19 protein-coding genes and 3 tRNA genes are annotated in these 20820 nt (G+C 72.2%); 12 read left to right on the top strand and 10 right to left on the bottom strand.

Features of this window, described 5'->3' with window-relative positions:
- Nucleotides 1-13: 13 nt before the first annotated feature.
- The 3 genes from IE172_RS06140 to IE172_RS06130 all read left to right on the top strand — a co-directional run bounded on the left by IE172_RS06140 (nt 14) and on the right by IE172_RS06130 (nt 4665).
- Nucleotides 14-1933 (top strand): M48 family metalloprotease, encoded by a 1920-nt coding sequence (locus IE172_RS06140; RefSeq protein ID WP_190096071.1) that lies wholly within the window; start codon nt 14-16, stop codon nt 1931-1933.
- Between the two features lie 240 nt (nt 1934-2173).
- Nucleotides 2174-3697, top strand: a complete 1524-nt coding sequence (locus tag IE172_RS06135) for a N,N-dimethylformamidase beta subunit family domain-containing protein (protein WP_190096070.1) — start codon at nt 2174-2176, stop codon at nt 3695-3697.
- Between the two features lie 68 nt (nt 3698-3765).
- A complete protein-coding gene (locus IE172_RS06130) occupies nt 3766-4665 on the top strand; it encodes a phosphoribosylaminoimidazolesuccinocarboxamide synthase (RefSeq protein WP_190096069.1) in 900 nt (299 codons plus the stop codon).
- Between the two features lie 113 nt (nt 4666-4778).
- On the opposite strand, the gene IE172_RS06125 is transcribed toward IE172_RS06130, so the two are convergent.
- From IE172_RS06125 to IE172_RS06090, 8 genes are all read right to left on the bottom strand, one after another.
- Nucleotides 4779-4851 (bottom strand) — tRNA-Gly (locus IE172_RS06125).
- 22 nt (nt 4852-4873) lie between these two features.
- Nucleotides 4874-5494 carry a response regulator transcription factor gene (locus tag IE172_RS06120; RefSeq protein ID WP_190096068.1) on the bottom strand — a complete coding sequence of 207 codons (621 nt, stop codon included), beginning with the start codon at nt 5492-5494 and terminating at the stop codon, nt 4874-4876.
- Nucleotides 5491-6738 (bottom strand): sensor histidine kinase, encoded by a 1248-nt coding sequence (locus IE172_RS06115; protein WP_190096067.1) that lies wholly within the window; start codon nt 6736-6738, stop codon nt 5491-5493. The genes IE172_RS06120 and IE172_RS06115 overlap by 4 nt, the downstream gene beginning before the upstream one ends.
- 28 nt (nt 6739-6766) lie before the next feature.
- A complete protein-coding gene (locus IE172_RS06110) occupies nt 6767-7543 on the bottom strand; it encodes an ABC transporter permease (protein WP_190096066.1) in 777 nt (258 codons plus the stop codon).
- Nucleotides 7540-8496 (bottom strand): ABC transporter ATP-binding protein, encoded by a 957-nt coding sequence (locus IE172_RS06105; RefSeq protein ID WP_190096065.1) that lies wholly within the window; start codon nt 8494-8496, stop codon nt 7540-7542. The genes IE172_RS06110 and IE172_RS06105 overlap by 4 nt, the downstream gene beginning before the upstream one ends.
- A 125-nt stretch (nt 8497-8621) precedes the next feature.
- Nucleotides 8622-8694 (bottom strand) — tRNA-Gly (locus IE172_RS06100).
- An 80-nt stretch (nt 8695-8774) separates the two neighbouring features.
- Nucleotides 8775-8846, bottom strand: a tRNA-Gly gene (locus tag IE172_RS06095).
- 225 nt (nt 8847-9071) lie between these two features.
- Entirely contained in the window at nt 9072-9389 is a 318-nt protein-coding gene (locus IE172_RS06090) for a histone-like nucleoid-structuring protein Lsr2 (protein WP_190096064.1), read from the bottom strand.
- 353 nt (nt 9390-9742) lie between these two features.
- On the opposite strand from IE172_RS06090, the gene purS reads away from it, so the two are divergent.
- The 9 genes from purS (at nt 9743) to purM (ending at nt 18819) form a co-directional block, all read left to right on the top strand.
- Complete coding sequence (purS, locus tag IE172_RS06085; protein ID WP_006133353.1) at nt 9743-10006, top strand: phosphoribosylformylglycinamidine synthase subunit PurS; 264 nt, start codon at nt 9743-9745, stop codon at nt 10004-10006.
- A complete protein-coding gene (purQ, locus tag IE172_RS06080) occupies nt 10003-10683 on the top strand; it encodes a phosphoribosylformylglycinamidine synthase subunit PurQ (RefSeq protein ID WP_190096063.1) in 681 nt (226 codons plus the stop codon). Before purS ends, purQ begins: the two co-directional genes overlap by 4 nt.
- Complete coding sequence (purL, locus tag IE172_RS06075) at nt 10680-12992, top strand: phosphoribosylformylglycinamidine synthase subunit PurL (RefSeq protein WP_229885826.1); 2313 nt, start codon at nt 10680-10682, stop codon at nt 12990-12992. The genes purQ and purL overlap by 4 nt, the downstream gene beginning before the upstream one ends.
- 119 nt (nt 12993-13111) lie before the next feature.
- Nucleotides 13112-13612 (top strand): ArsR/SmtB family transcription factor, encoded by a 501-nt coding sequence (locus IE172_RS06070; RefSeq protein WP_229885824.1) that lies wholly within the window; start codon nt 13112-13114, stop codon nt 13610-13612.
- A 38-nt stretch (nt 13613-13650) separates the two neighbouring features.
- Nucleotides 13651-14487 (top strand): M23 family metallopeptidase, encoded by an 837-nt coding sequence (locus tag IE172_RS06065; RefSeq protein ID WP_190096062.1) that lies wholly within the window; start codon nt 13651-13653, stop codon nt 14485-14487.
- A gap of 9 nt (nt 14488-14496) precedes the next feature.
- Nucleotides 14497-15294 (top strand): maleylpyruvate isomerase family mycothiol-dependent enzyme, encoded by a 798-nt coding sequence (locus IE172_RS06060; protein WP_190096061.1) that lies wholly within the window; start codon nt 14497-14499, stop codon nt 15292-15294.
- Nucleotides 15295-15343: 49 nt separating this feature from the next.
- Nucleotides 15344-16129 carry an META domain-containing protein gene (locus IE172_RS06055; RefSeq protein WP_190096060.1) on the top strand — a complete coding sequence of 262 codons (786 nt, stop codon included), beginning with the start codon at nt 15344-15346 and terminating at the stop codon, nt 16127-16129.
- Between the two features lie 62 nt (nt 16130-16191).
- The gene (gene purF, locus IE172_RS06050; RefSeq protein ID WP_190096059.1) at nt 16192-17718 is read left to right on the top strand and encodes an amidophosphoribosyltransferase; all 1527 of its coding nucleotides are present in this window, start codon (nt 16192-16194) and stop codon (nt 17716-17718) included.
- A gap of 33 nt (nt 17719-17751) precedes the next feature.
- Nucleotides 17752-18819, top strand: a complete 1068-nt coding sequence (gene purM, locus IE172_RS06045) for a phosphoribosylformylglycinamidine cyclo-ligase (protein WP_190096058.1) — start codon at nt 17752-17754, stop codon at nt 18817-18819.
- A gap of 132 nt (nt 18820-18951) precedes the next feature.
- Here the strand turns inward: purM and IE172_RS06040 are convergent, their stop codons facing one another.
- Nucleotides 18952-19197: a DUF3073 domain-containing protein gene (locus IE172_RS06040; protein WP_078541017.1), complete on the bottom strand. Its 246-nt coding sequence runs from the start codon at nt 19195-19197 to the stop codon at nt 18952-18954.
- A 320-nt stretch (nt 19198-19517) separates the two neighbouring features.
- Nucleotides 19518-20606 (bottom strand): Leu/Phe/Val dehydrogenase, encoded by a 1089-nt coding sequence (locus IE172_RS06035; protein ID WP_190096057.1) that lies wholly within the window; start codon nt 20604-20606, stop codon nt 19518-19520.
- Nucleotides 20607-20820 lie beyond the last annotated feature (214 nt).

Below are 20820 nucleotides of genomic sequence, written 5' to 3'. Positions count from 1 at the left end.
GTGACGTCGGGCCATGAGCGGAAGCGGAATGGGAGCGAGGGAGTCGGGGGGACCGAGCGCGCGGTCCCGGGCGCTGGCCGTGCTGCGGGTCCGCAGCAGGGCGCTGGCCGTGGCGCTGCTGCCCGCCGCCGTCGCCGTGATCCTGCTCGTCGGCGGCTCCACCGGCCACCTCTCGGGCGGCGGCTGGGACGTCGCCCGCCGGGTCCTCACCCCCGTCGCGGTGCTCGTCCTGCTCCTCGCCGCGGGAGTCGCCCTGGTCGTCGCCCGGGCCCGGCCCGCCATGAGCCCCACGGTGCCGGTCGCCGAGGAGGCGGCACCCGATCTGTACCGGATGGTGCGTGACCTGGCGGACCGCCTCGACGTACCGGCTCCCTCCGCGATAGCGCTCACTCCGGACTGCGACAGCTGGCTGGAGGACCGCACCCACCGGGCCCACGGCCCGCCGCCGCCCGAGGAGCACGGCGACGTGGCCGGCGTGGGGCGGCCTCCGCGCGGAGCCCCCGCCGCACCCGTGCTGGTGATCGGCTCGCCGTTCCTGTGGTGGATGCGCGTGGGCGAGCTGCGCGCGGTCCTCGCCCCGGTCGTCGCCGGCACGGGACCGTCGGCGCACCCGGACATAGCCGCCGCCCGCCGGTTCGTGCAGGGGCTGGACGCCGCGGTGGCCGTGGCCTCCGTGCCGCGGCGCGGACCCGTGGGCCGCGGGGTGTTCGCGGGCGTGGGCTGGGCGGCCCGGCTGATGCTGCGCGGGTGCCGGGGGCATGTGGCGGAGATGGAGCGCGGGGTCGCGGCAGCGGCGGCCGACCGTGCACAGGCTGTGGACTACGGGCTGCGGATCGTCGCCCAGGAGCAGGTGGGACTGGCGTACGCGGGCTGGGACCGGCTCCTCACCCGGGTCGCGCTGCCCGCCTGGCGGATGGGCCGCTGGCCCTCGCGGCTCAACGCGGGCGTGGTGGCGGCCCTCACCGAGCTCTCCCGGCGGGACCGGCTGGCGGAGGGCTTCGCCTCGCGCCTCGGCGAGCGTCCCGCCTGCGACCTGCTCGAAGAGCCCGGCGCGGTGGACGAGGCCACCTCCCTGCTCGCCGCCCGCCTCTTCCACGGGGGCCCCGCAAAGACGGGCCCCGACTGGTCCCCGGTCCACTGGGGCGACTATCCGGAGGAGGTCGTCGACCGCAAGTGGCGTGCCGACGCCGCCCGCCTCCACCGCGTCCTCGACGCCCTCCACGTCCCCCCGGCCCCCGATGACCCTTCCGCCCCGTACGGCCCGACCCTGACCCGGGTGCTGGTCCACCTGACCACCCGGCAGGCGCCCGCGGAACCGCCCGTGCCGCCCGGCCCGCCCGCCGGCCCCGGCCCCGCCCTCGCCTCCGTCCCGGACGACGGCGAGCACGACGGCGCGGACGACCGGCAGGCCGCGGGACCGCCCGGCGAGCACGACGGCCAGGCCGCGGGACCGCTCGGCATGGACGGCGGCGAGGACGACGACCTGTCCGGCACCACCGCCCGCAGTGCCGCACTGGCCGCCCGGCTGAGTGCCGAGCTCGCGCGCGAGGAGACGGCCGCGGCCTCGGCCGGTGCCCGCTCCTCCTCCGCCGCCGCTCAGGACGGCGTCGCCCCCTCCGCCACCCCGGATCCGGCCGCTCCCTTCCGGGACGACCCCGCGCTCCCCCTGTTCCCGCTCCAGTCGCCGCGCACCGCGCGCGAACTGCTCGCCGACCACGTCACGGCGATGGTCTGCTGCGCGGCGATGGACACCGCGGGCGCCGTCCCCGGGCTCGACTGGCTCGACGGGCCGACCCTGCTCCTCGGCGGCGTGCGGGCGGCGGACCTGTCGCCCCAGGTCCTGGCCCTGATCGAGGACGGTGATCCCGCCGACCTCCGCCTGTGGCTGACCCGGCACGGCATACGCCCCGAGAAGCCGGTACGGCTCGTCTGAGGCCGGCCGTCACGCCGCCCTCTCCACCCGCTGGAGCCCGCACCTCCGCTTTCGGTCAATTCAAAACGAACGGTGACGGAGTGCGCGCGTTATGTGATGTGCTTGGACCGTTCGCGTTCGCTGGCAAGAGCAGGCGACATACGACAAACACATAACTGACGCCAGGACTCACCCGTCCGGCGACTGCCGGACAGCACCACGCACCGCATCGCAACCGGGGCACGAGGGAGGGGAGCGATCATGGGCTCGGAGCAGATTCGCCGCTGGGAGTCGGGAGCACTGGCGCACGCCGTGAACGACCCCTTCGGGCAGGGGCCGCTCCCGTGGCTGCGGGGCAGCGAGACGTACTTCGGCGACACCGGCCAGGTCGTCCCCTGGTACGTGGACACGGACACGGACCCGGTGCCGCACTCCGACCGGGCGGCGGCCCGCCTGCCCCGGCAGGGCGGCCCCAGGGTCCCCGCCCCCCGCACGTCCGTCGGCCCCCGCGCCGCCGACGACGTGCGCCGCCAGATCAAGGGCTTCGCCTCGGCCGGTGCCGTCGCCCCCGGCGAGTCCATCGACTTCCACATCACCGTCGACCCGCCCCAGGAGTTCGGCGTCGACGTGTACCGCATCGGCCACTACAGCGGCGACGGCGCCACGAAGATCACCTCCAGCCCTCGCCTGTCCGGCATCGTGCAGCCCCCGCCGCTCACCGCCGACCGCACCGTCTCCTGCCACCACTGGTGGCTGTCCTGGCGGTTGCCCGTCCCGTCGTACTGGAGCGTCGGCGCGTACGTCGCCGTCCTCACCACGGCCGACGGCTACCGCTCGCACATCCCGTTCACCGTCCGCGACGACCGCCCCGCCGACCTCCTCCTCGTGCTGCCCGACGTCACCTGGCAGGCCTACAACCTCTACCCCGAGGACGGCCGCACCGGCGCGAGCCTCTACCACGCCTGGGACGAGCAGGGCAGGCTCCTCGGCGAGTCCGACGCGGCCACCACCGTCTCCTTCGACCGCCCCTACGCGGGCGCGGGTCTGCCGCTGCACGTCGGGCACGCCTACGACGTCATCCGCTGGGCCGAGCGCTACGGCTACGGCCTCGCCTACGCGAACGCCCGCGACCTGCACGCCGGCCGGGTCGACCCCACCCACTACCGGGGGCTGGTCTTCCCCGGCCACGACGAGTACTGGTCGGTGCCGATGCGCACCGCGGTGGAGCGCGCCCGCGCGCACGGCACGTCCCTGGTCTTCCTCTCCGCCAACACCCTGTACTGGCAGGTGGAGCTCGCCCCCTCCCCGGCCGGCCCCGACCGCCTGCTGACCTGCCGGAAACGCCGGGGCCCGGGCAAGCCGGTGCTGTGGCGGGAGATCGACCGCGCGGAACAGCACCTCCTCGGCATCCAGTACGGCGGGAGCGTCCCCGACCCGCACCCGCTGATCGTGCGCAACGCGGACCACTGGATGTGGGAGTCGACCGGCGCCCACGAGGGCGACCGCATCGAGGGCCTGGTCGCCGGCGAGGCCGACCGCTACTACCCGCGCACCCCGCTGCCCGAGCACGAGGAGCGCGTGCTGCTCGCGCACTCCCCCTACACCGACCGGGCGGGCGCGCGGCGCCACCAGGAGACCTCCCTCTACCGCGCCCCCTCCGGCGCCTGGGTCTTCGCCGCCGGCACCTTCGCCTGGTCACCGGCGCTGGACCGCCCGGGCCATGTCGACCCCCGAGTCCAGCGCGCCACCGCCAACCTCCTGGACCGCATCTGCAAACGCGACTGACCCGCGGCCACGACCGTTCGCCCCGTGCGGGAGAATCGTGTCATTGGACAAAGCCACGGGGAGGAACCGTGTCCGGATTCGTCGAGAAGCCCGAACCCATCCAGGTTCCGGGCCTGGTGCACCTGCACACCGGCAAGGTGCGCGAGCTGTACCGGAACGAGGCGGGCGACCTCGTGATGGTCGCCAGTGACCGCATCTCCGCCTACGACTGGGTGCTGCCCACCGAGATCCCCGACAAGGGCCGGGTCCTCACCCAGCTGTCCCTGTGGTGGTTCGACCAGCTCGCCGACCTGCTGCCCCATCACGTCCTGGCCACCGAACCCCCGGCCGGCGCCCCCGCCGACTGGGCCGGCCGCACCCTGGTCTGCAAGTCGCTGAACATGGTCCCGGTGGAGTGCGTGGCCCGCGGCTACCTCACCGGCTCCGGACTGGCCGAGTACGCCGAGTCCCGCACGGTGTGCGGCCTCGCCCTCCCCGAGGGCCTGGTCGACGGCTCGGAGCTGCCCGCCCCGATCTTCACCCCGGCCACCAAGGCCGCCGTCGGCGAGCACGACGAGAACGTCTCCTACGAGGAGGTCGCCCGCCAGGTCGGCGCGGAGACCGCCGCCCAGCTGCGCCAGGCGACCCTCGCCGCCTACTCCCGGGCCCGGGACATCGCCCGCGAGCGGGGCATCATCCTCGCGGACACCAAGTTCGAGTTCGGCTTCGACGGCGAGCACCTGGTCATCGCCGACGAGGTGCTCACCCCGGACTCCTCCCGCTTCTGGCCGGCCGAGCAGTGGGAGCCGGGCCACGCCCAGCCCTCGTACGACAAGCAGTTCGTGCGGGACTGGCTCACCTCGGCCGAGTCGGGCTGGGACCGCGGGAGCGAGCAGCCCCCGCCGGCGCTGCCGCGGCACGTGGTGGACGCGACCCGGGCCAAGTATGTGGAGGCGTACGAGCGGTTGACCGGCACCACCTGGAGCTGACCGCTGGGCGTCCGGGCCCTTCGGGGCCCGGCCGCCCACCACACGCCGCACGCCCCATCGCAGCCCGGGTACACGACAAGGGCCCCGGTCGATGACCGGGGCCCTTGATCCTGAGCGAACGACGAGGTTCGAACTCGCGACCTCAACCTTGGCAAGGTTGCGCTCTACCAACTGAGCTACGTTCGCATGCGCCGTGGCGCGAGACCCACTATACCCAACCTCGCTCCCGTGCGAGGCGCACCGCGGCATGACGGTTGTCGGCACCGAGCTTCGAGACGGCCGAGGAGAGGTAGTTCCGCACGGTCCCCTGGGACAGCGCGGCCCGCTCCGCGATCTCCGCGACCGGTGCGCCGTCCGCCGCCAGCTCCAGCACCTCGGCCTCGCGCGCGGTCAGCGGCGAGTCGCCGGCGGCGATCGCGTCGGCGGCCAACTCGGGGTCGACGTAACGGTTTCCCGCGTGCACCGTGCGGATGATCTCCGCGAGGCGCTGCGCACTGACCGTCTTGGGGACGAACCCGCGCACACCTGCCGCAAGCGCCCGCTTCAGATGTCCGGGACGTCCGTGACTGGTCACGATCAGCACCCGGCAGCCGGGCAGCTCGGCCCGCAGGGATGTGGCGACCTTCACACCGTCCGCGCCGGGCATCTGCAGGTCCAGGACGGCCACATCGGGCGCGTGCGCCCGGGCCATCGCCAGCGCCTCCGGCCCGGAGGCCGCCTCGGCGACGACCGTCAGATCGTCCTCGAGCGAGAGCAGCGCGGCCAGCGCGCCCCGGATCAGGTGTTCGTCGTCGGCCAGCAGCAGCCGCACGGGCCCGGGGCCGGTCACGGTGTCGCCTCGCTCACGGGTGCGGGAGCGGCCGCCTCGCCGGAACGCGCCGGCAGCGGCACCTCGGCGGTCACCAGGAACCGCCCCTTGCCGGCGGGCCCGGCCCGCAGCGTCCCGCCGATCTCCGCGAGCCGCTCGCGCAGTCCGACGAGCCCCGACCCGCGGCCCGGGACGCCGGACTCCGGCACCCCGTCGTTCTCCACCGTCAACACCACACGCCCCTCCGGCACCCGCAGTTCCATCGCGCACCAGCGCGCGTCCCCGTGCCGCAGCACGTTCGTGGCGGCCTCCCGCACCACCCACCCGAGCGCGGACTGCACCGGCGCGGGGTATCCGGTCACCGGCCCGGTGACCGTGCAGTCGATGCCGGCGGCGGTCAGCACTCCCCGCGCGCCCGCCAGCTCGCTGCCGAGGTCGGCCTCGCGGTAGCCGCGGACCACCTCGCGCACCTCCCGCTGCGCCTCGTGCGCCAGGCGCTGCACCTCGACCATCTGGGTCACGGCCTCCGGCCGCTCCCGCTGGGCGAGCTGGACCGCCAGCTCGCTCTTCAGCGCGATCACCGCGAGGTTGCGTCCCATCACGTCGTGCAGGTCCCGCCCGAACCTCAGCCGTTCCTCGGCGACGGCGAGCAGGGCGCGGGTCTCGCGCGCCTCGTCCAGTTCGTAGACGGCGTTCAGCAGCCAGACGGAGAAGGAGTAGGTGAAGGCGAAGAAGCCTCCGCCGAGGAAGACGATCAGGGTCACGACGAGCGCGGCGAGCCAGGGCAGCCCCATGAGCAGGTACATCACTCCGGCCGTCACCGCGCAGGCCACCACCAAGGCGGACACCCGGCGCCGCCCGCGCAGGAGGACGGCGGTCGCGCCGGCGCCGAAGACCAGGACGGTGGAGAAGATCGCGGCGGCCGCCGAGGCGTCGTCACCGCCCCGGCCCTGCCGGGCGATGACGAGCGCGGTGACGGCCACCAGCGCGGTCGTGACACCGAACACCCACAGGGTCCGCACCGGCAGGTCGCGCTGCCCGCGCCGCCAGTCCAGGGCGCGCGAGGTGGTCACACCGCAGACCACGCTGTGCACGGCCGCCAGTGACAGCAGCGGCACGGCCGGCCGCGACGCGACCTGTCCGAGCAGCGGTCCGGCGGCCACCGACAGCTCGGTCAGCGCGAGGAAGTGGAACGACCACCGGGTGTACGTCTCGAACTTCGCGGGTGTGCTCTTGCGTCCCCACCAGCCGCCCGGCCTGCTCATCTCCTCGCGCTCCCCGTCTCGCCGTACGTCAGCGCCTCGGCTCCCAGCGGAACCAGCGCCGTACAGCAAACACCGTGAACGCGATCCAGGCCAGCGCCACCGCCGTGGCGCCCAGTGCCTCGCCCGACGACAGGTCGCCGGTGAAGCCGCCGCGCACCAGGGTCATGACGGGGGTCAGCGGCAGGAGTTCGCAGACGGCGGCGATCTTGTCGGGGAGGATCTCCAGCGGGACCATCATTCCGGAGGCCATCACCGAGAGGAACATCAGCGGCATCGGGGTGACCTGGGCGCTCTCGCTGGTCCGGGTGAAGCTCGCGGTGACGGCCGCGAGTCCCACGCACATCACCAGCCCCAGCAGCAGGCCCAGCACCGACAGGTACACGGCCGGCGGGGCCGCCATGTCGAGCAGGACGAAACAGCCGGCCGCCAGCAGGAGCGACTGCACCAGGCCCGTCGCGGCCGCCGGCAGCGCGGACCCTGCGAGGATCTCGGCGTCCCGGAGCTCACCGGTGCGCAGCCGCTTGAGGACGAGTTCCTCGCGCCGGGCGACGAGGGAGCCGACGAGCGCCGAGTAGACCGCGAACAGCAGGGAGAAGCCGATCGCGGCGGGCAGCACGACCGTGCCGATGGTGAGGCCGGCCTCGGCGAGATCCATCTCCCCGGCCGCCTCGCGCGCGCTCACCGGCAGCACCAGCGGCACGAACAGCGCGGCGAAGAGGGTTCCCTTGGCCCGTCCCAGCAGGGTCAGTTCGGCCCGGGCGAGCGCGGTCATCCGGCTCATCGGGGTGGTCACGGTGGTGCTCATGCCGCGTACTCCTTCGTCGGCGCCGCCCCCGCGGCCGCCTCCTTGGCGATCCCGAGGAACGCCTCCTCCAGGGACGCCGAACGGACGTCCAGCCGGCGCAGTTCCACTCCGGCGCGTTCGGCCCACACCAGCAGCCCGGTGGCGGCGCGCTGCAGTTCGTGGGTGCGCAGCCGGACCGTCCGGCCGTCGGCCTGGTGGTCGCTCACGCCCAGTTCGGCGAGGGGCGGCAGGTCGCCCACGAAGTAGCCCTCGGGCAGTTCGAAGGAGATCCGGGACGGTTCGGAGGCGGTCACCTCGGCCGGGGTGCCGGTGACGGCGATGCGGCCCTCGTGCATGATCGCGAGCCGGTCGGCGAGGAACTCGGCTTCCTCCAGGTAGTGCGTGGTGAGCAGCACGGTCGTGCCGCGGTCGCGCAGGTCGCTCACCAACTCCCAGGTCTCCCGGCGGCCTTCGGGGTCGAGTCCGGTGGTCGGCTCGTCCAGGAAGAGCACCTCGGGGTCACCGAGCAGGGCGAGCGCGAGGTCCAGGCGGCGCCGCTGCCCCCCGGAGAGCTGCTTCACACGGACGCCGGTCTTCGTCTTCAGGCCGACCAGCGTCAGCACTTCCAGCTCGGGGCGGGCCCCGCTGACGCAGCCCGCCCACATCCGCGCGGTCTCGGCGACGGTCAGCTCGGAGGGGAAGCCGCCCTCCTGGAGCATCACGCCGGTGCGGGGCCGTACGGCGGCGCGCTCGGTGTACGGGTCGTGACCGAGGACCCGGATCCGCCCGGCGGCCGGGGCGGCGAGCCCTTCCAGCAGTTCGACGGTGGAGGTCTTGCCCGCGCCGTTGGTCCCCAGCAGCGCGAAGATCTCGCCGCGCCGCACGGAGAAGTCGATGCCGCGCACCGCCTCGAATCCGCCCCCGTAGACACGTCGCAGGTCGGTGACCTCAATCACGTGTTCGTTCGCTTCCATGACTCGATCATCGCCGCCGCGGGGAGGAGGGGGCAGTGCGGGGTGTCATCGCCGGGCATGACAAATGTCAGACGGGCCGGGGCATGCGAAAGACCCCGGTCCGTGGGACCGGGGTCTCATTCCTGAGCGGACGACGAGGCTCGAACTCGCGACCTCAACCTTGGCAAGGTTGCGCTCTACCAACTGAGCTACGTCCGCATTGCCTCCGACCGGCTCTCACCGATCGGCGCGGGCACCAGCCTACCTGATCCACAAGGATGATCGGTACGGCGATGCAGAGCGGGTGACAGGAATTGCACACTGCGCCTTCCCCCTGGAAGGGGGATGTTCTACTACTGAACTACACCCGCATGTACTCCGTGGGCCGGGCCTTTCGGCCTTGCCCCTCGGCGTGCTCCAGACTCTAGCTGATCAGCGGGGGTGCTGCGCAAGTCGGTTGCCGTCAGGGGCGGGTGACCGGCCGTCCGCCGGGTCGCCCCGGCGGCCCCGGGCCCGTCACCCGACCGGGCTCGTGGTTCCGTCAGCGCGCCGGACCCGGCGTCACCCCATCGGGCCCGAGGGGCGCGCGGCCGGGCTCACCGCGCCGCGGCGAACGCCTCGTAGACCTTCTTGGGGATCCGGCCCCGCGCGGGCACGTCCATCCGGTTCGCCTGTGCCCAGGCGCGCACGGCGGCCGGGTCGGGGGCGACCTCCGTCTGCCGGTACGCCTTGCCGGAGCGCGACCGCTTGCGGCCGGCGTCCACGTAGGGCTCGAGGGCCTTCCGCAGTTTGCTGGCATTGGCTTCATTGAGGTCGATCTCGTACGACTTGCCGTCCAGTCCGAAGGCGATCGTTTCCGCCGCTTCCGAGCCGTCGATGTCGTCGAAGAGAGTGACCACGACCTTCTGCGCCACGAATACCGGTCCCTTCGTGCGACACCTCTCGTCCGTACGTCCGTGATGACGTGCCGGTACGTCGCCGAGATGTCGGCTGTCCGCCTGTAAGCGGGCAAAGTATCTGCTAATGACAATTCATTTGTACAGTGCCCGGCAATGCATTGTGAAGCCCGACTAAATCTGTCCGCGTGTCCGCGGCGCAATAGAGATGTGCGAGGGAACACGGATCTTTCCCGGATCTTTTCCCGGGAGCCTCCTCGCGATGCCGAATCGTGATGGGGCTCACGTAGATTCCTACAACTCTACCCGCGTAGAAATTTTGTGCGGGTAGTCTGAAGGAACCTGCTCAGCACCACACACCGGGAGTGCCAGTGGCACGCGTCGTAGTCGACGTCATGCTCAAGCCGGAGATCCTCGACCCCCAGGGCCAGGCGGTGCAGCGCGCACTGCCGCGACTGGGTTTCGAAGGGATCTCGGACGTCCGTCAGGGAAAGCGATTCGAACTGGAAGTTGACGGGCCGGTCGACGAGGCCGCGCTCGCCCGTATCCACGATCTTGCGGAATCCTTCCTCGCCAACACCGTGATCGAGGACTTCACCGTACGGGTCGAGGAAGTCGCGGAGGCCGCGAAGTGACCGCTCGTATTGGCGTCGTCACTTTCCCGGGCAGCCTCGACGACCGGGACACCCGGCGCGCGATCCGTGTCGCCGGCGCCGAACCCGTCGCCCTCTGGCACAAGGACAAGGACCTCAAGCAGGTCGACGCCGTGGTGCTCTGCGGCGGTTTCAGTTACGGCGACTATCTGCGCGCCGGAGCCATCGCGCGCTTCTCGCCGGTGATGGACACCGTCATCGACCAGGCCAGGGCGGGCATGCCGGTGCTCGGCATCTGCAACGGCTTCCAGATCCTCACCGAGGCGCACCTGCTCCCCGGCGGCATGCTGGGCAACGACCACCTGCACTTCATCTGCCGCGACCAGAAGCTGCGGGTGGAGAACGCGGACACCGCCTGGACCGCCGACTACACGGCCGGCCAGGAGATCCACATCCCGCTGAAGAACATGGACGGCCGTTACGTCGCCGACCGGCGGACGCTGGACGAGCTGGAGGCCGAGGGCCGGGTCGCCTTCCGCTACCTGGACGTCAACCCCAACGGCTCGCTCAACGACATCGCCGGCATCACCAACGCCGAGGGCAACGTCGTCGGTCTGATGCCGCACCCCGAGCACGCCGTCGAGTCGCTGATCGGTACGGGCCGTACCGACGGTCTCCCCTTCTTCACCTCGATCCTCAAGAAGCTGGTCACCGCATGAGCCGCACGCCCTCCCGTCTCCCACCGCCGCCCGACAACGAGGCCCTTCGGGCCGCCCCTTCCCGTCTGGACACGGTCGAGCACGCGGCCGCGACCCCCGACGTCGAGCTGCCCTGGGCCGAGCTGGGCCTGAAGAAGGACGAGTACGAGCGGGTGGTGGAGATCCTCGGCCGCCGCCCGACCGGTGCCGAGCTCGCCATGTACTCGGTCATGTGGTCCGAGCACTGCTCGTACAAGAGCAGCAAGGTCCACCTGCGCCAGTTCGGTGAGAAGGCCCCCGAGTCCGACGCCCTCCTCGTCGGCATCGGCGAGAACGCCGGTGTCGTCGACGTCGGCCAGGGCTACGCGGTCACCTTCAAGGTCGAGTCGCACAACCACCCCTCCTACGTCGAGCCCTACCAGGGCGCGGCCACCGGTGTCGGCGGCATCGTCCGCGACATCATCGCGATGGGCGCCCGCCCGGTCGCCGTCGTCGACCCGCTGCGCTTCGGCGCGGCCGACCACCCCGACACCAAGCGCGTCCTCCCGGGCGTCGTCGCCGGCATCGGCGGCTACGGCAACTGCCTGGGCCTGCCCAACATCGGCGGCGAGGTCGTCTTCGACTCCTGCTACCAGGGCAACCCGCTGGTCAACGCCGGAGCCATCGGCGTCATGCGGCACGAGGACATCCACCTCGCCAAGGCCTCCGGCGCGGGCAACAAGGTCATCCTGTACGGGGCCCGCACCGGCGGCGACGGCATCGGCGGCGCCTCGATCCTGGCCTCCGAGACCTTCGACGACGCCAAGCCGTCGAAGCGCCCGGCCGTGCAGGTCGGCGACCCCTTCCAGGAGAAGCTGCTCATCGAGTGCACCCTGGAGGCGTTCGCCGAGAAGCTGGTCGTCGGCATCCAGGACCTCGGCGCGGCCGGGCTGTCCTGCGCCACCTCCGAGCTGGCCTCCAACGGCTCGGGCGGCATGCGCGTCACCCTGGACGACGTGCCCCTGCGCGACTCCACGCTCTCGCCCGAGGAGATCCTCATGAGCGAGTCGCAGGAGCGCATGTGCGCGGTCGTCGAGCCGGAGAAGGTCGACCGGTTCCTCGAGATCTGCGACAAGTGGGACGTCATCGCCACCGTCATCGGCGAGGTGACCGACGGCGACCGCCTGGAGATCTACTGGCACGGCGGCAAGATCGTCGACGTCGACCCGCGCACGGTCGCCCACGACGGCCCGGTCTACGAGCGCCCCTACGCCCGCCCGTCCTGGCAGGACGAGCTCCAGGCGGACGACGCGAACAAGCTGCCCCGCCCGGAGACCTCCGCGGAGCTGAAGGACCAGGTCCTGAAGCTGGTGGGCTCGCCCAACCAGGCCTCCAAGCAGTGGATCACCCAACAGTACGACCACTTCGTGCAGGGCAACACCGTCCTCGCCCAGCCCGAGGACTCCGGCATGATCCGCATCGACGAGGCGTCCGGCCTCGGCGTCGCGATCGCCACCGACGGCAACGGCCGCTACGCCAAGCTCGACCCGTACGCGGGCGCCCAGCTGGCCCTCGCCGAGGCGTACCGGAACGTGGCGACGACCGGCGCCAAGCCGCTGGCCGTCTCCGACTGCCTGAACTTCGGCTCGCCGGAGGACCCCGCGGTCATGTGGCAGTTCGCCGAGGCCGTGCGCGGTCTGGCGGACGGCTGTCAGCAGCTCGGCACCCCGGTGACCGGCGGCAACGTCTCGCTCTACAACCAGACGGGCGAGGCCGCCATCCACCCCACCCCGGTGGTCGCGGTCCTCGGCGTCATCGACGACGTCGCCCGCCGCACGCCGGTCGCCTTCCGGGAGGAGGGACAGCTGGTCTACCTCCTCGGCGACACCCGTGAGGAGTTCGGCGGCTCGGCCTGGTCCCAGGTCGTCCACGACCACCTCGGCGGGCTGCCGCCCCAGGTCGACCTGGAGCGTGAGCGGCTGCTCGGCGAGATCCTGATCTCCGCCTCCCGCGACGGCATGATCGACGCCGCCCACGACCTGTCGGACGGCGGTCTGGTCCAGGCGGTCGTCGAGTCGGCGCTGCTCGGCGGGAAGGGCGTGCGTCTGGTCGTCCCCGACGGGCTCGACGCCTTCACCTTCCTGTTCTCCGAGTCGGCCGGCCGCGCGATCGTCGCCGTGCCGCGTTCCGAGGAGGTCCGCTTCACCGACATGTGCGGTGCGCGCGGCCTCCCGGCCACCCGCATCGGCGTCGTCGACGGCGACACGGTCGAGGTCCAGGGCGAGTTCGCGCTGACCCTGACCGAGCTGCGCGAGGCCCACGAGGGGACCATCCCGGCGCTGCTGGCCTGACCCTCCCGCTCCGTCCGCACGAAGCCCCCGCCCGGTCCGCCGGGCGGGGGCTTCGTCGTGGAGCGACGACACCGGATTCCCCCTTGCGCGGGATTACGTAGTTACGTAATCTCGAAGGCGTGGAACTCGAAGAACGCATGACCGAGCTGGAGCGCCGGCTGGCCGCGCTGGAAGCGGCCGACCGCACCGCTCCCAGCCTCGGCGAGGGCGACTTCTGGGCCCTGGAGGGCCTGAAGCAGCAGCTCGCCGAGCTGCGGGCGGCCGACGGGGGCGTGCTGTTCACCGGTTCGGTCCGGATGCCGACCGGCGAGCAGTACGCCTGGCAGCACGGCGCGCTCACGGAAGGGCTGCTCGCCTACGAGTGGCCGGACGCCGCCGAGGCGCTGGCCGCGCTCGGGCATCCGGTGCGCCTGCGGCTGCTGCGCGAGATAGTCGGCGGCCGGCGCACCGCGGCCGAACTGGCGGAGCTGGAGGGGATCGGTACGACCGGCCAGATCTACCACCACCTGCGCCAGCTCACCGGCGCCGGCTGGCTGCACACCACGGGCCGCGGCCGCTACGAGGTACCGCCCGGCAGGGTCGTTCCCCTGCTGGTGACGCTGTCGGCGGCGCGGCCCTGACCGGACCGCCGCCCATCGCCGAGGACACAGGGGGAAACATGTCCGCACGCAAGATCGCCATGATCGCCTTCCGGGGCCTCCAGATCGGTTTCATCGCGCTGGTGGCCGCCCACATCGTCTTCGGCTGGGGCTACGGCTGGTGGTGGGACCTGCTGCCGCTGGCCCTGGCGTACGCCGTGGTCATCACCGTGAACAGATGGGGCGGTCCGCCGGACGCCCCGGGGGTCGCCCGTGAGCCCGTCGAGACCGCCCCGCCCGTCACCGGCCGCTGGTCCGCGCTGAACAGCCCCGCCGACCGCACCCCGAGCCACGGAGTCCACGCCTACGGGCAGACCTACGCCATCGACGTCGTGGCCGAACCCGGGCCGGGCGCCCGCCCGGGCTTCACCGCGCTGTGGCCGCTCGCCCGCCGCCCGGCCGGCTTCCCGGCGTACGGCGCCCCGCTGCGCGCCGTCGCCGACGCGGTCGTCGTACGGGTCCACGACCGGCAGCGCGACCACCTCAGCCGCACCTCGCTGCCCGCCCTGCTCTACCTGCTGCTCGTCGAGGGCTCGGTGCGCGAGATGGGAGGAGTCCACCGGATCCTCGGCAACCACCTGGTACTGGACCTAGGCGACGGCGTCCACGCGGTCTATGCCCACCTGAAGCGCGGCTCCCTCACGGTCCGCGAGGGCGACCGGGTGCGCGCGGGGGACGTGGTGGCCGCCTGCGGCAACTCCGGCAACTCCAGCGAGCCCCACCTGCACTTCCAGCTGATGGACGGCCCCGACCCGGACACCGCGCGCGGCATCCCGTTCACCTGGCGGGGCACCGGTGTCCCCCGCAACGGAGAGGTGTTCGACACCCCCGAACCGGCACCGTCCCGCCCCGCATAGGCTGCCGCCATGCCTCCGGCCAAGAAGCGCACCCGCACCTACGACCCCGCGAAGACCCGCGCCGCCGTCCTGGCCCAGTTCGGGAACGTACGGGCGGCGGTCCGCACGCTCACCCCGGAGCAGCTCGCCCTGCCCACCCGGCTCGGCGACTGGACCGTAAGGGAGCTGGTGGCGCACATGGGGGCGGCGCTGACGGCCGTGGACCTGCTGCTCGACGAGCCCGAGCCGCCGCGCCAGGACGGGCACCTGCTCGACTGGCCGTCCGCCATCGCCGCCGACGCGGACACCATCGCCGCCACGGCGCGGCGGCTCGCGGCGGAGCACCCCGATCCCGACGCCCACCTCGCGGACGCCGAGCGGCGCTTCAGCACACGGCTCGACACCCACCCCGGCAGCCGGCTGCTCCCCACCAGCGCGGGCGCGCTCCCGCTGGCCGACTACGTCGTCACCCGCACCGTGGAGCTCGTCCTCCACACCGACGACCTCAACGCCGCCGTGCCCGGCCTCGACATCCCGTACCAGCGGCAGGCCCTCGCCACCGGCGTCCGGCTGCTCGCCGACGCGCTCGCCGCGAAGGCCCCCGGCGGCTCGACGGAGGTGCGGATCCCGCCGTACGCGGTCGTGCAGTGCGTCGAGGGGCCCCGCCACACCCGGGGCACCCCGCCGAACGTGGTGGAGACCGACCCGCTGACCTGGATCCGGCTGGCCGGCGGGCGGACGGCCTGGCAGGACGCCGTGGCCCGCGCCGAGGTGAGCGCCAGTGGGGAGCGGGCGGACCTGGGCCCGTACCTGCCGCTGCTCGGGTGAACCGGGGACGGAAGGGGAACCACTCGCTCCCCGCTCCCGTCGAAGCGGCATGGACAGGCAGAAGCACCAGCAGCGCATGACCCTGGCGGCCGCCGCCGTGCTCGTCGTCCCGCTCGCGGCGGCCTGTGGCAGTGAGAAGGCGGGCGCGGGCAGCGGCAGCGCCGAGGCCGCGGAACCGGTGACCGGCATCCGCTGGACCGTCGACAGCGTCACCGTCGACGGCACCACCCACCGCGCCCCCGGCGACGCCCACCTCACCCTCGACGAGGACGGCCGGGCCACCGGCAACTACGGATGCAACCTGTTCAAGGGCCGGGTCACCTACGACGGCGACCGGATCCGGCTGGGGGAGCGGGAGACGACCCTCAGGGCCTGCTCCGAGAAGGTCATGGACGCCGAGGGCGCCCTGGCCCGCGCCCTCGGCGACGGCGGCCTGAAGACCGAGGCGCGCGACGGACGCCTCACCCTCACCACCGCCTCCGGCGACACCGTGCGGCTCAGCGAGACCGAGGACAGTCCCCTGCACGGCACGAAGTGGACCCTCACCACGCCCGCCGCCGGCCCGCGCGCCCACCTCACCTTCGACCGGAAGCGGGGCACCGTCGCCGGAAGCCTCGGCTGCAACCGCGTGAACGCCGACGCCACGGTGCGCGACGGCCGTATCACGCTCGGCGTGCCGGGCATGACCCGCATGGTGTGCGAAGACTCACTCATGGACGGCGAGAAGACCCTGACGAAGCTGTTCGACGGGACCGTGAGCTACGACATCCAAGGCCGGACCCTCACGCTGACCAGCGAGAACGGCACCAGTGTCCGGGCCGTCGCCCCGCGCTGATCCACCCCGGGGGCCCCATCCCGCATTCGGACCAGTGGTCGATCTCGCCTACACTCGGTGGCGTGCCACGTGGTGACGGACGACTCAACCACGACCTGCTCCCCGGAGAGAAGGGCCCCCAGGACGCTTGCGGCGTCTTCGGTGTCTGGGCTCCGGGCGAAGAGGTCGCCAAGCTCACGTACTTCGGGCTCTACGCCCTCCAGCATCGGGGCCAGGAATCCGCGGGTATCGCGGTCAGCAACGGCTCCCAGATCCTCGTCTTCAAGGACATGGGCCTGGTCTCCCAGGTCTTCGACGAGACCTCGCTCGGTTCGCTCCAGGGTCATATCGCGGTCGGACACGCCCGCTACTCGACCACCGGTGCCTCCGTGTGGGAGAACGCCCAGCCGACGTTCCGTGCCACCGCGCACGGGTCCATCGCGCTCGGCCACAACGGCAACCTGGTCAACACCGCCCAGCTCGCCGAGATGGTCGCCGAGCTCCCCAAGGAGAACGGCCGCGCCCCCAAGGTGGCGGCCACCAACGACACCGACCTGATCACCGCCCTGCTGGCCGGGCAGCGCTCCGCCGACGGCGAGCCGGTGACCGTCGAGCAGGCCGCGCATGTGGTCCTCCCCCAGGTCAGGGGCGCCTTCAGCCTCGTCTTCATGGACGAGAACACCCTCTACGCGGCCCGCGACCCGCAGGGCATCCGCCCGCTGGTCCTCGGCCGGCTGGAGCGCGGCTGGGTCGTCGCCTCCGAGTCCGCCGCCCTCGACATCTGCGGCGCGAGCTTCGTGCGCGAGATCGAGCCGGGCGAGTTCGTCGCCATCGACGAGAACGGACTGCGAACCTCACGATTCGCGGAAGCGAAGCCCAAGGGCTGCGTCTTCGAGTACGTCTACCTGGCCCGCCCGGACACCGACATCGCCGGCCGCAACGTGTACCTCTCGCGTGTCGAGATGGGCCGCAAGCTCGCGAAGGAAGCCCCGGTCGAGGCCGACCTCGTCATAGCGACCCCGGAATCGGGCACCCCGGCCGCCATCGGCTACGCGGAGGCCTCCGGCATCCCCTTCGGCGCCGGCCTGGTCAAGAACGCGTACGTCGGACGGACGTTCATCCAGCCGTCGCAGACGATCCGCCAGCTCGGCATCCGTCTGAAGCTGAACCCGCTCAAGGAAGTCATCAAGGGCAAGCGCCTGGTCGTGGTCGACGACTCCATCGTCCGCGGCAACACCCAGCGCGCCCTGGTCCGCATGCTCCGCGAGGCGGGCGCCGCCGAGGTCCACATCCGGATCTCCTCGCCCCCCGTGAAGTGGCCCTGCTTCTTCGGCATCGACTTCGCGACCCGTGCCGAGCTCATCGCCAACGGCATGACCATCGACGAGATCGGCACCTCGCTGGGCGCCGACTCCCTGTCGTACATCTCCATAGACGGCATGATCGAGGCGACCACCATCGCCAAGCCGAACCTGTGCCGCGCCTGCTTCGACGGCGAGTACCCGATGGAGCTGCCCGACCCCGAGCTCCTCGGCAAGCAGCTCCTGGAGACCGAACTGGCCGCCGGCACCGCCGCCCCGGCCGCGGTCGACGCGATCCGCCGCCCGTAAGCCCTGACGGACGACACGAAAGCTCTCACAGTCATGTCCCAGAACACTGGTGCCAGCTACGCAGCGGCGGGCGTCGACATCGAAGCGGGCGACCGCGCGGTCGAGCTGATGAAGGAGTGGGTGAAGAAGACCCGGCGCCCCGAGGTCCTCGGCGGCCTCGGCGGATTCGCCGGCCTCTTCGACGCCTCCGCCCTGAAGAACTACGAGCGGCCCCTGCTGGCCTCCGCCACGGACGGCGTCGGCACCAAGGTCGACATCGCGCGGCAGATGGGGGTCTACGACTCCATCGGCCACGACCTGGTCGCCATGGTCATGGACGACATCGTGGTGTGCGGCGCCGAGCCGCTCTTCATGACCGACTACATCTGTGTCGGCAAGGTCCACCCCGAGCGGGTCGCGGCCATCGTCAAGGGCATCGCCGAGGGCTGTGTGCTGGCCGGGTGTGCCCTGGTCGGCGGCGAGACGGCCGAACACCCCGGTCTGCTGGGTCCGGACGACTTCGACGTCGCCGGCGCCGGTACGGGCGTCGTGGAGGCCGACCGGCTGCTCGGCCCGGACCGCATCCGTTCGGGTGACGCGGTGATCGCCATGGCGGCCTCGGGTCTTCACTCCAACGGTTACTCGCTCGTCCGGCACGTGCTGCTGGACCGCGCGGGCCTCGCCCTGGACACCCGGATCGACGAGCTGGGCCGCACGCTCGGCGAGGAGCTCCTGGAGCCCACCAAGATCTACTCGCTGGACTGCCTGGCGCTGATGCGCACCACCGAGGTGCACGCGTTCAGCCACGTCACCGGCGGCGGGCTCGCGGCCAACCTGGCCCGTGTCGTCCCCGACGGACTGCACGCGACGGTGGACCGCTCCACGTGGACGCCCGCCCCGGTGTTCGACCTCGTGGGACGGACCGGTTCGGTCGAGCGGCTGGAGCTGGAGAAGACGCTGAACATGGGCGTCGGCATGATCGCGATCGTGCCGCAGGAGTCCGCCGACGTGGCGCTGACGACGCTGTCCGACCGTGGAGTGGACGCCTGGGTGGCCGGTGAGATCACCGACCGCGGCGAGCACGGCACGGGCGCGGCACTCGTCGGTGACTACGCGAACTGAGCACGAGGACGCTGCCCGCGCGGTGACCGGGCGGGCAGCGTTCCGGGTGAGGTGTGCGGCCCGGTGGTCCCGGGCAGCACTGAACCCGGCCGGTGACCGAGGTCACCCACCGGGCTCGTGCTCAGCGCAAGGTCAGGCGCCGCGACGTTGAGAGGACGGGCCGTCCTCGTCCTCGTCGTCGTCCTCATAGAGGTCGGCGTACCGTGCGTACAGGTCGTCGTCTTGCTCATCGTCCTCGAAACGCTCACCGTTCGGTGGCTGATTCGACGGCGATGCACCCAGCTCCTCGGCCAGGCGTGAGAGGTCAGTCCCACCGCTGTTGTACTTCAGCTGGCGGGCGACCTTCGTCTGCTTGGCCTTGGCCCGGCCGCGCCCCATGGCTCGACCCCCTCAACGACGGGGCTCGACGGCCCCAGAGTCTTGACACGCGTTCATGGTCCGGAACGGGCTCTCCGTGGAGAGACCGGTCCGTAGGGCTCCCACGGTACCTGAGCCCACGCCCATACGGTACGTCGCCCGCATGACGGGCCCGTCCCCGGGGCCGTCGAGGCACCCTGTCCTCGCTGGTCAGACGCGATTTTCACCACTTATCGGAGGTCGACCCGCCGGGAGAAGTGAGAGTTCTCTCCAAGTGCCCGCCGGCGGGTACCGCTCACCCGTACGAAGGCGGCCCGGGACGGGCCGCCCCCCGGCAGCTCTCAGCGGACCGGACGTGCCTCCGCCATCCGCTGCTCGGCGATCCGGTCGGCCGCGGCGGCCGGCGGGATCCCGTCCTGCTTCGCACGTGCGAATATGGCGAGCGTGGTGTCGAAGATCTTCGACGCCTTCGCCTTGCACCGGTCGAAGTCGAAGCCGTGCAGCTCGTCGGCGACCTGGATGACACCGCCGGCGTTCACCACGTAGTCCGGTGCGTAGAGGATCCCGCGGTCGGCGAGGTCCTTCTCGACACCGGGGTGGGCGAGCTGGTTGTTGGCGGCTCCGCAGACCACCCGGGCGGTCAGCACGGGCACGCTGTCGTCGTTCAGGGCCCCGCCGAGCGCGCACGGGGCGTAGATGTCCAGGCCCTCGGTGCGGATCAGCGCCTCGGTGTCGGCGACGGCCGACACGCCCTCGGGGTGCCGGTCGAGGACGCGCCGCACGGCGTCCTCGCGCACGTCGGTGACGACCACCTCGGCGCCCTCGGCGCGCAGGTGCTCCACCAGGTGGTGGCCGACCTTGCCGACGCCCGCGACGCCGACCTTGCGGTCGCGCAGCGAGGGGTCGCCCCACAGGTGCTGGGCGGCGGCCCGCATGCCCTGGTAGACGCCGTAGGAGGTGAGCACGGAGGAGTCGCCCGCGCCGCCGTTCTCGGGGGAGCGGCCGGTGGTCCAGCGGCACTCGCGGGCCACGACGTCCATGTCGGCGACGTAGGTGCCGACGTCGCAGGCGGTGACGTACCGGCCGCCGAGCGAGGCGACGAACCGGCCGTAGGCCAGCAGCAGCTCCTCGCTCTTGATCTGCTCCGGGTCGCCGATGATCACGGCCTTGCCGCCGCCGTGGTCGAGGCCGGCCATGGCGTTCTTGTACGACATCCCGCGCGCGAGGTTCAACGCGTCGGCGACGGCCTCCTCCTCGGAGGCGTACGGGTAGAAGCGCGTACCGCCGAGGGCGGGGCCCAGGGCGGTGGAGTGGAGAGCGATGACGGCCTTGAGGCCACTGGCGCGGTCCTGACAGAGCACGACTTGCTCGTGGCCCCCCTGGTCCGAGCGGAACAGGGTGTGCAGGACGCCGTCAGATACGTCGGTCACTGTGGTGACTCCTGAGTAAGAAGCGGCGGGTGGGGTCGGCTCCCGTGAAGGTGGCGGGGGCTGTGGCACGAGAGTAGATCCTTCCGCGTCCGACGGCGGCACCGTGTGCGGGATCACCTCCGTCCGGAGTACCCCGTGCGGCGGTTTGCCAGGATTTCCCACCCGTCCGGGCGGGGGCCGGGCAGGTTTTCGCGGCGGCCGGCTGGGGAGGGAG

Source organism: Streptomyces griseoflavus (genome assembly GCF_014649995.1).
Classification (GTDB): Bacteria; Actinomycetota; Actinomycetes; order Streptomycetales; family Streptomycetaceae; genus Streptomyces; species Streptomyces griseoflavus.
This window is presented reverse-complemented; position numbering and strand designations above follow the sequence as displayed.

Excerpts from the sequence above, each read along its gene's own strand:
- IE172_RS06140 (WP_190096071.1), top strand. The coding sequence starts at position 14 with ATGAGCGGAAGCGGAATGGGAGCGAGGGAGTCGGGGGGACCGAGCGCG.
- IE172_RS06135 (WP_190096070.1), top strand. The coding sequence starts at position 2,174 with ATGGGCTCGGAGCAGATTCGCCGCTGGGAGTCGGGAGCACTGGCGCAC.
- IE172_RS06115 (WP_190096067.1), bottom strand. The coding sequence starts at position 6,738 with ATGAGCAGGCCGGGCGGCTGGTGGGGACGCAAGAGCACACCCGCGAAG.
- IE172_RS06110 (WP_190096066.1), bottom strand. The coding sequence starts at position 7,543 with ATGAGCACCACCGTGACCACCCCGATGAGCCGGATGACCGCGCTCGCC.
- IE172_RS06105 (WP_190096065.1), bottom strand. The coding sequence starts at position 8,496 with ATGGAAGCGAACGAACACGTGATTGAGGTCACCGACCTGCGACGTGTC.
- purL (WP_229885826.1), top strand. The coding sequence starts at position 10,680 with ATGAGCCGCACGCCCTCCCGTCTCCCACCGCCGCCCGACAACGAGGCC.
- IE172_RS06065 (WP_190096062.1), top strand. The coding sequence starts at position 13,651 with ATGTCCGCACGCAAGATCGCCATGATCGCCTTCCGGGGCCTCCAGATC.
- IE172_RS06060 (WP_190096061.1), top strand. The coding sequence starts at position 14,497 with ATGCCTCCGGCCAAGAAGCGCACCCGCACCTACGACCCCGCGAAGACC.
- IE172_RS06055 (WP_190096060.1), top strand. The coding sequence starts at position 15,344 with ATGGACAGGCAGAAGCACCAGCAGCGCATGACCCTGGCGGCCGCCGCC.
- purM (WP_190096058.1), top strand. The coding sequence starts at position 17,752 with ATGTCCCAGAACACTGGTGCCAGCTACGCAGCGGCGGGCGTCGACATC.
- IE172_RS06040 (WP_078541017.1), bottom strand. The coding sequence starts at position 19,197 with ATGGGGCGCGGCCGGGCCAAGGCCAAGCAGACGAAGGTCGCCCGCCAG.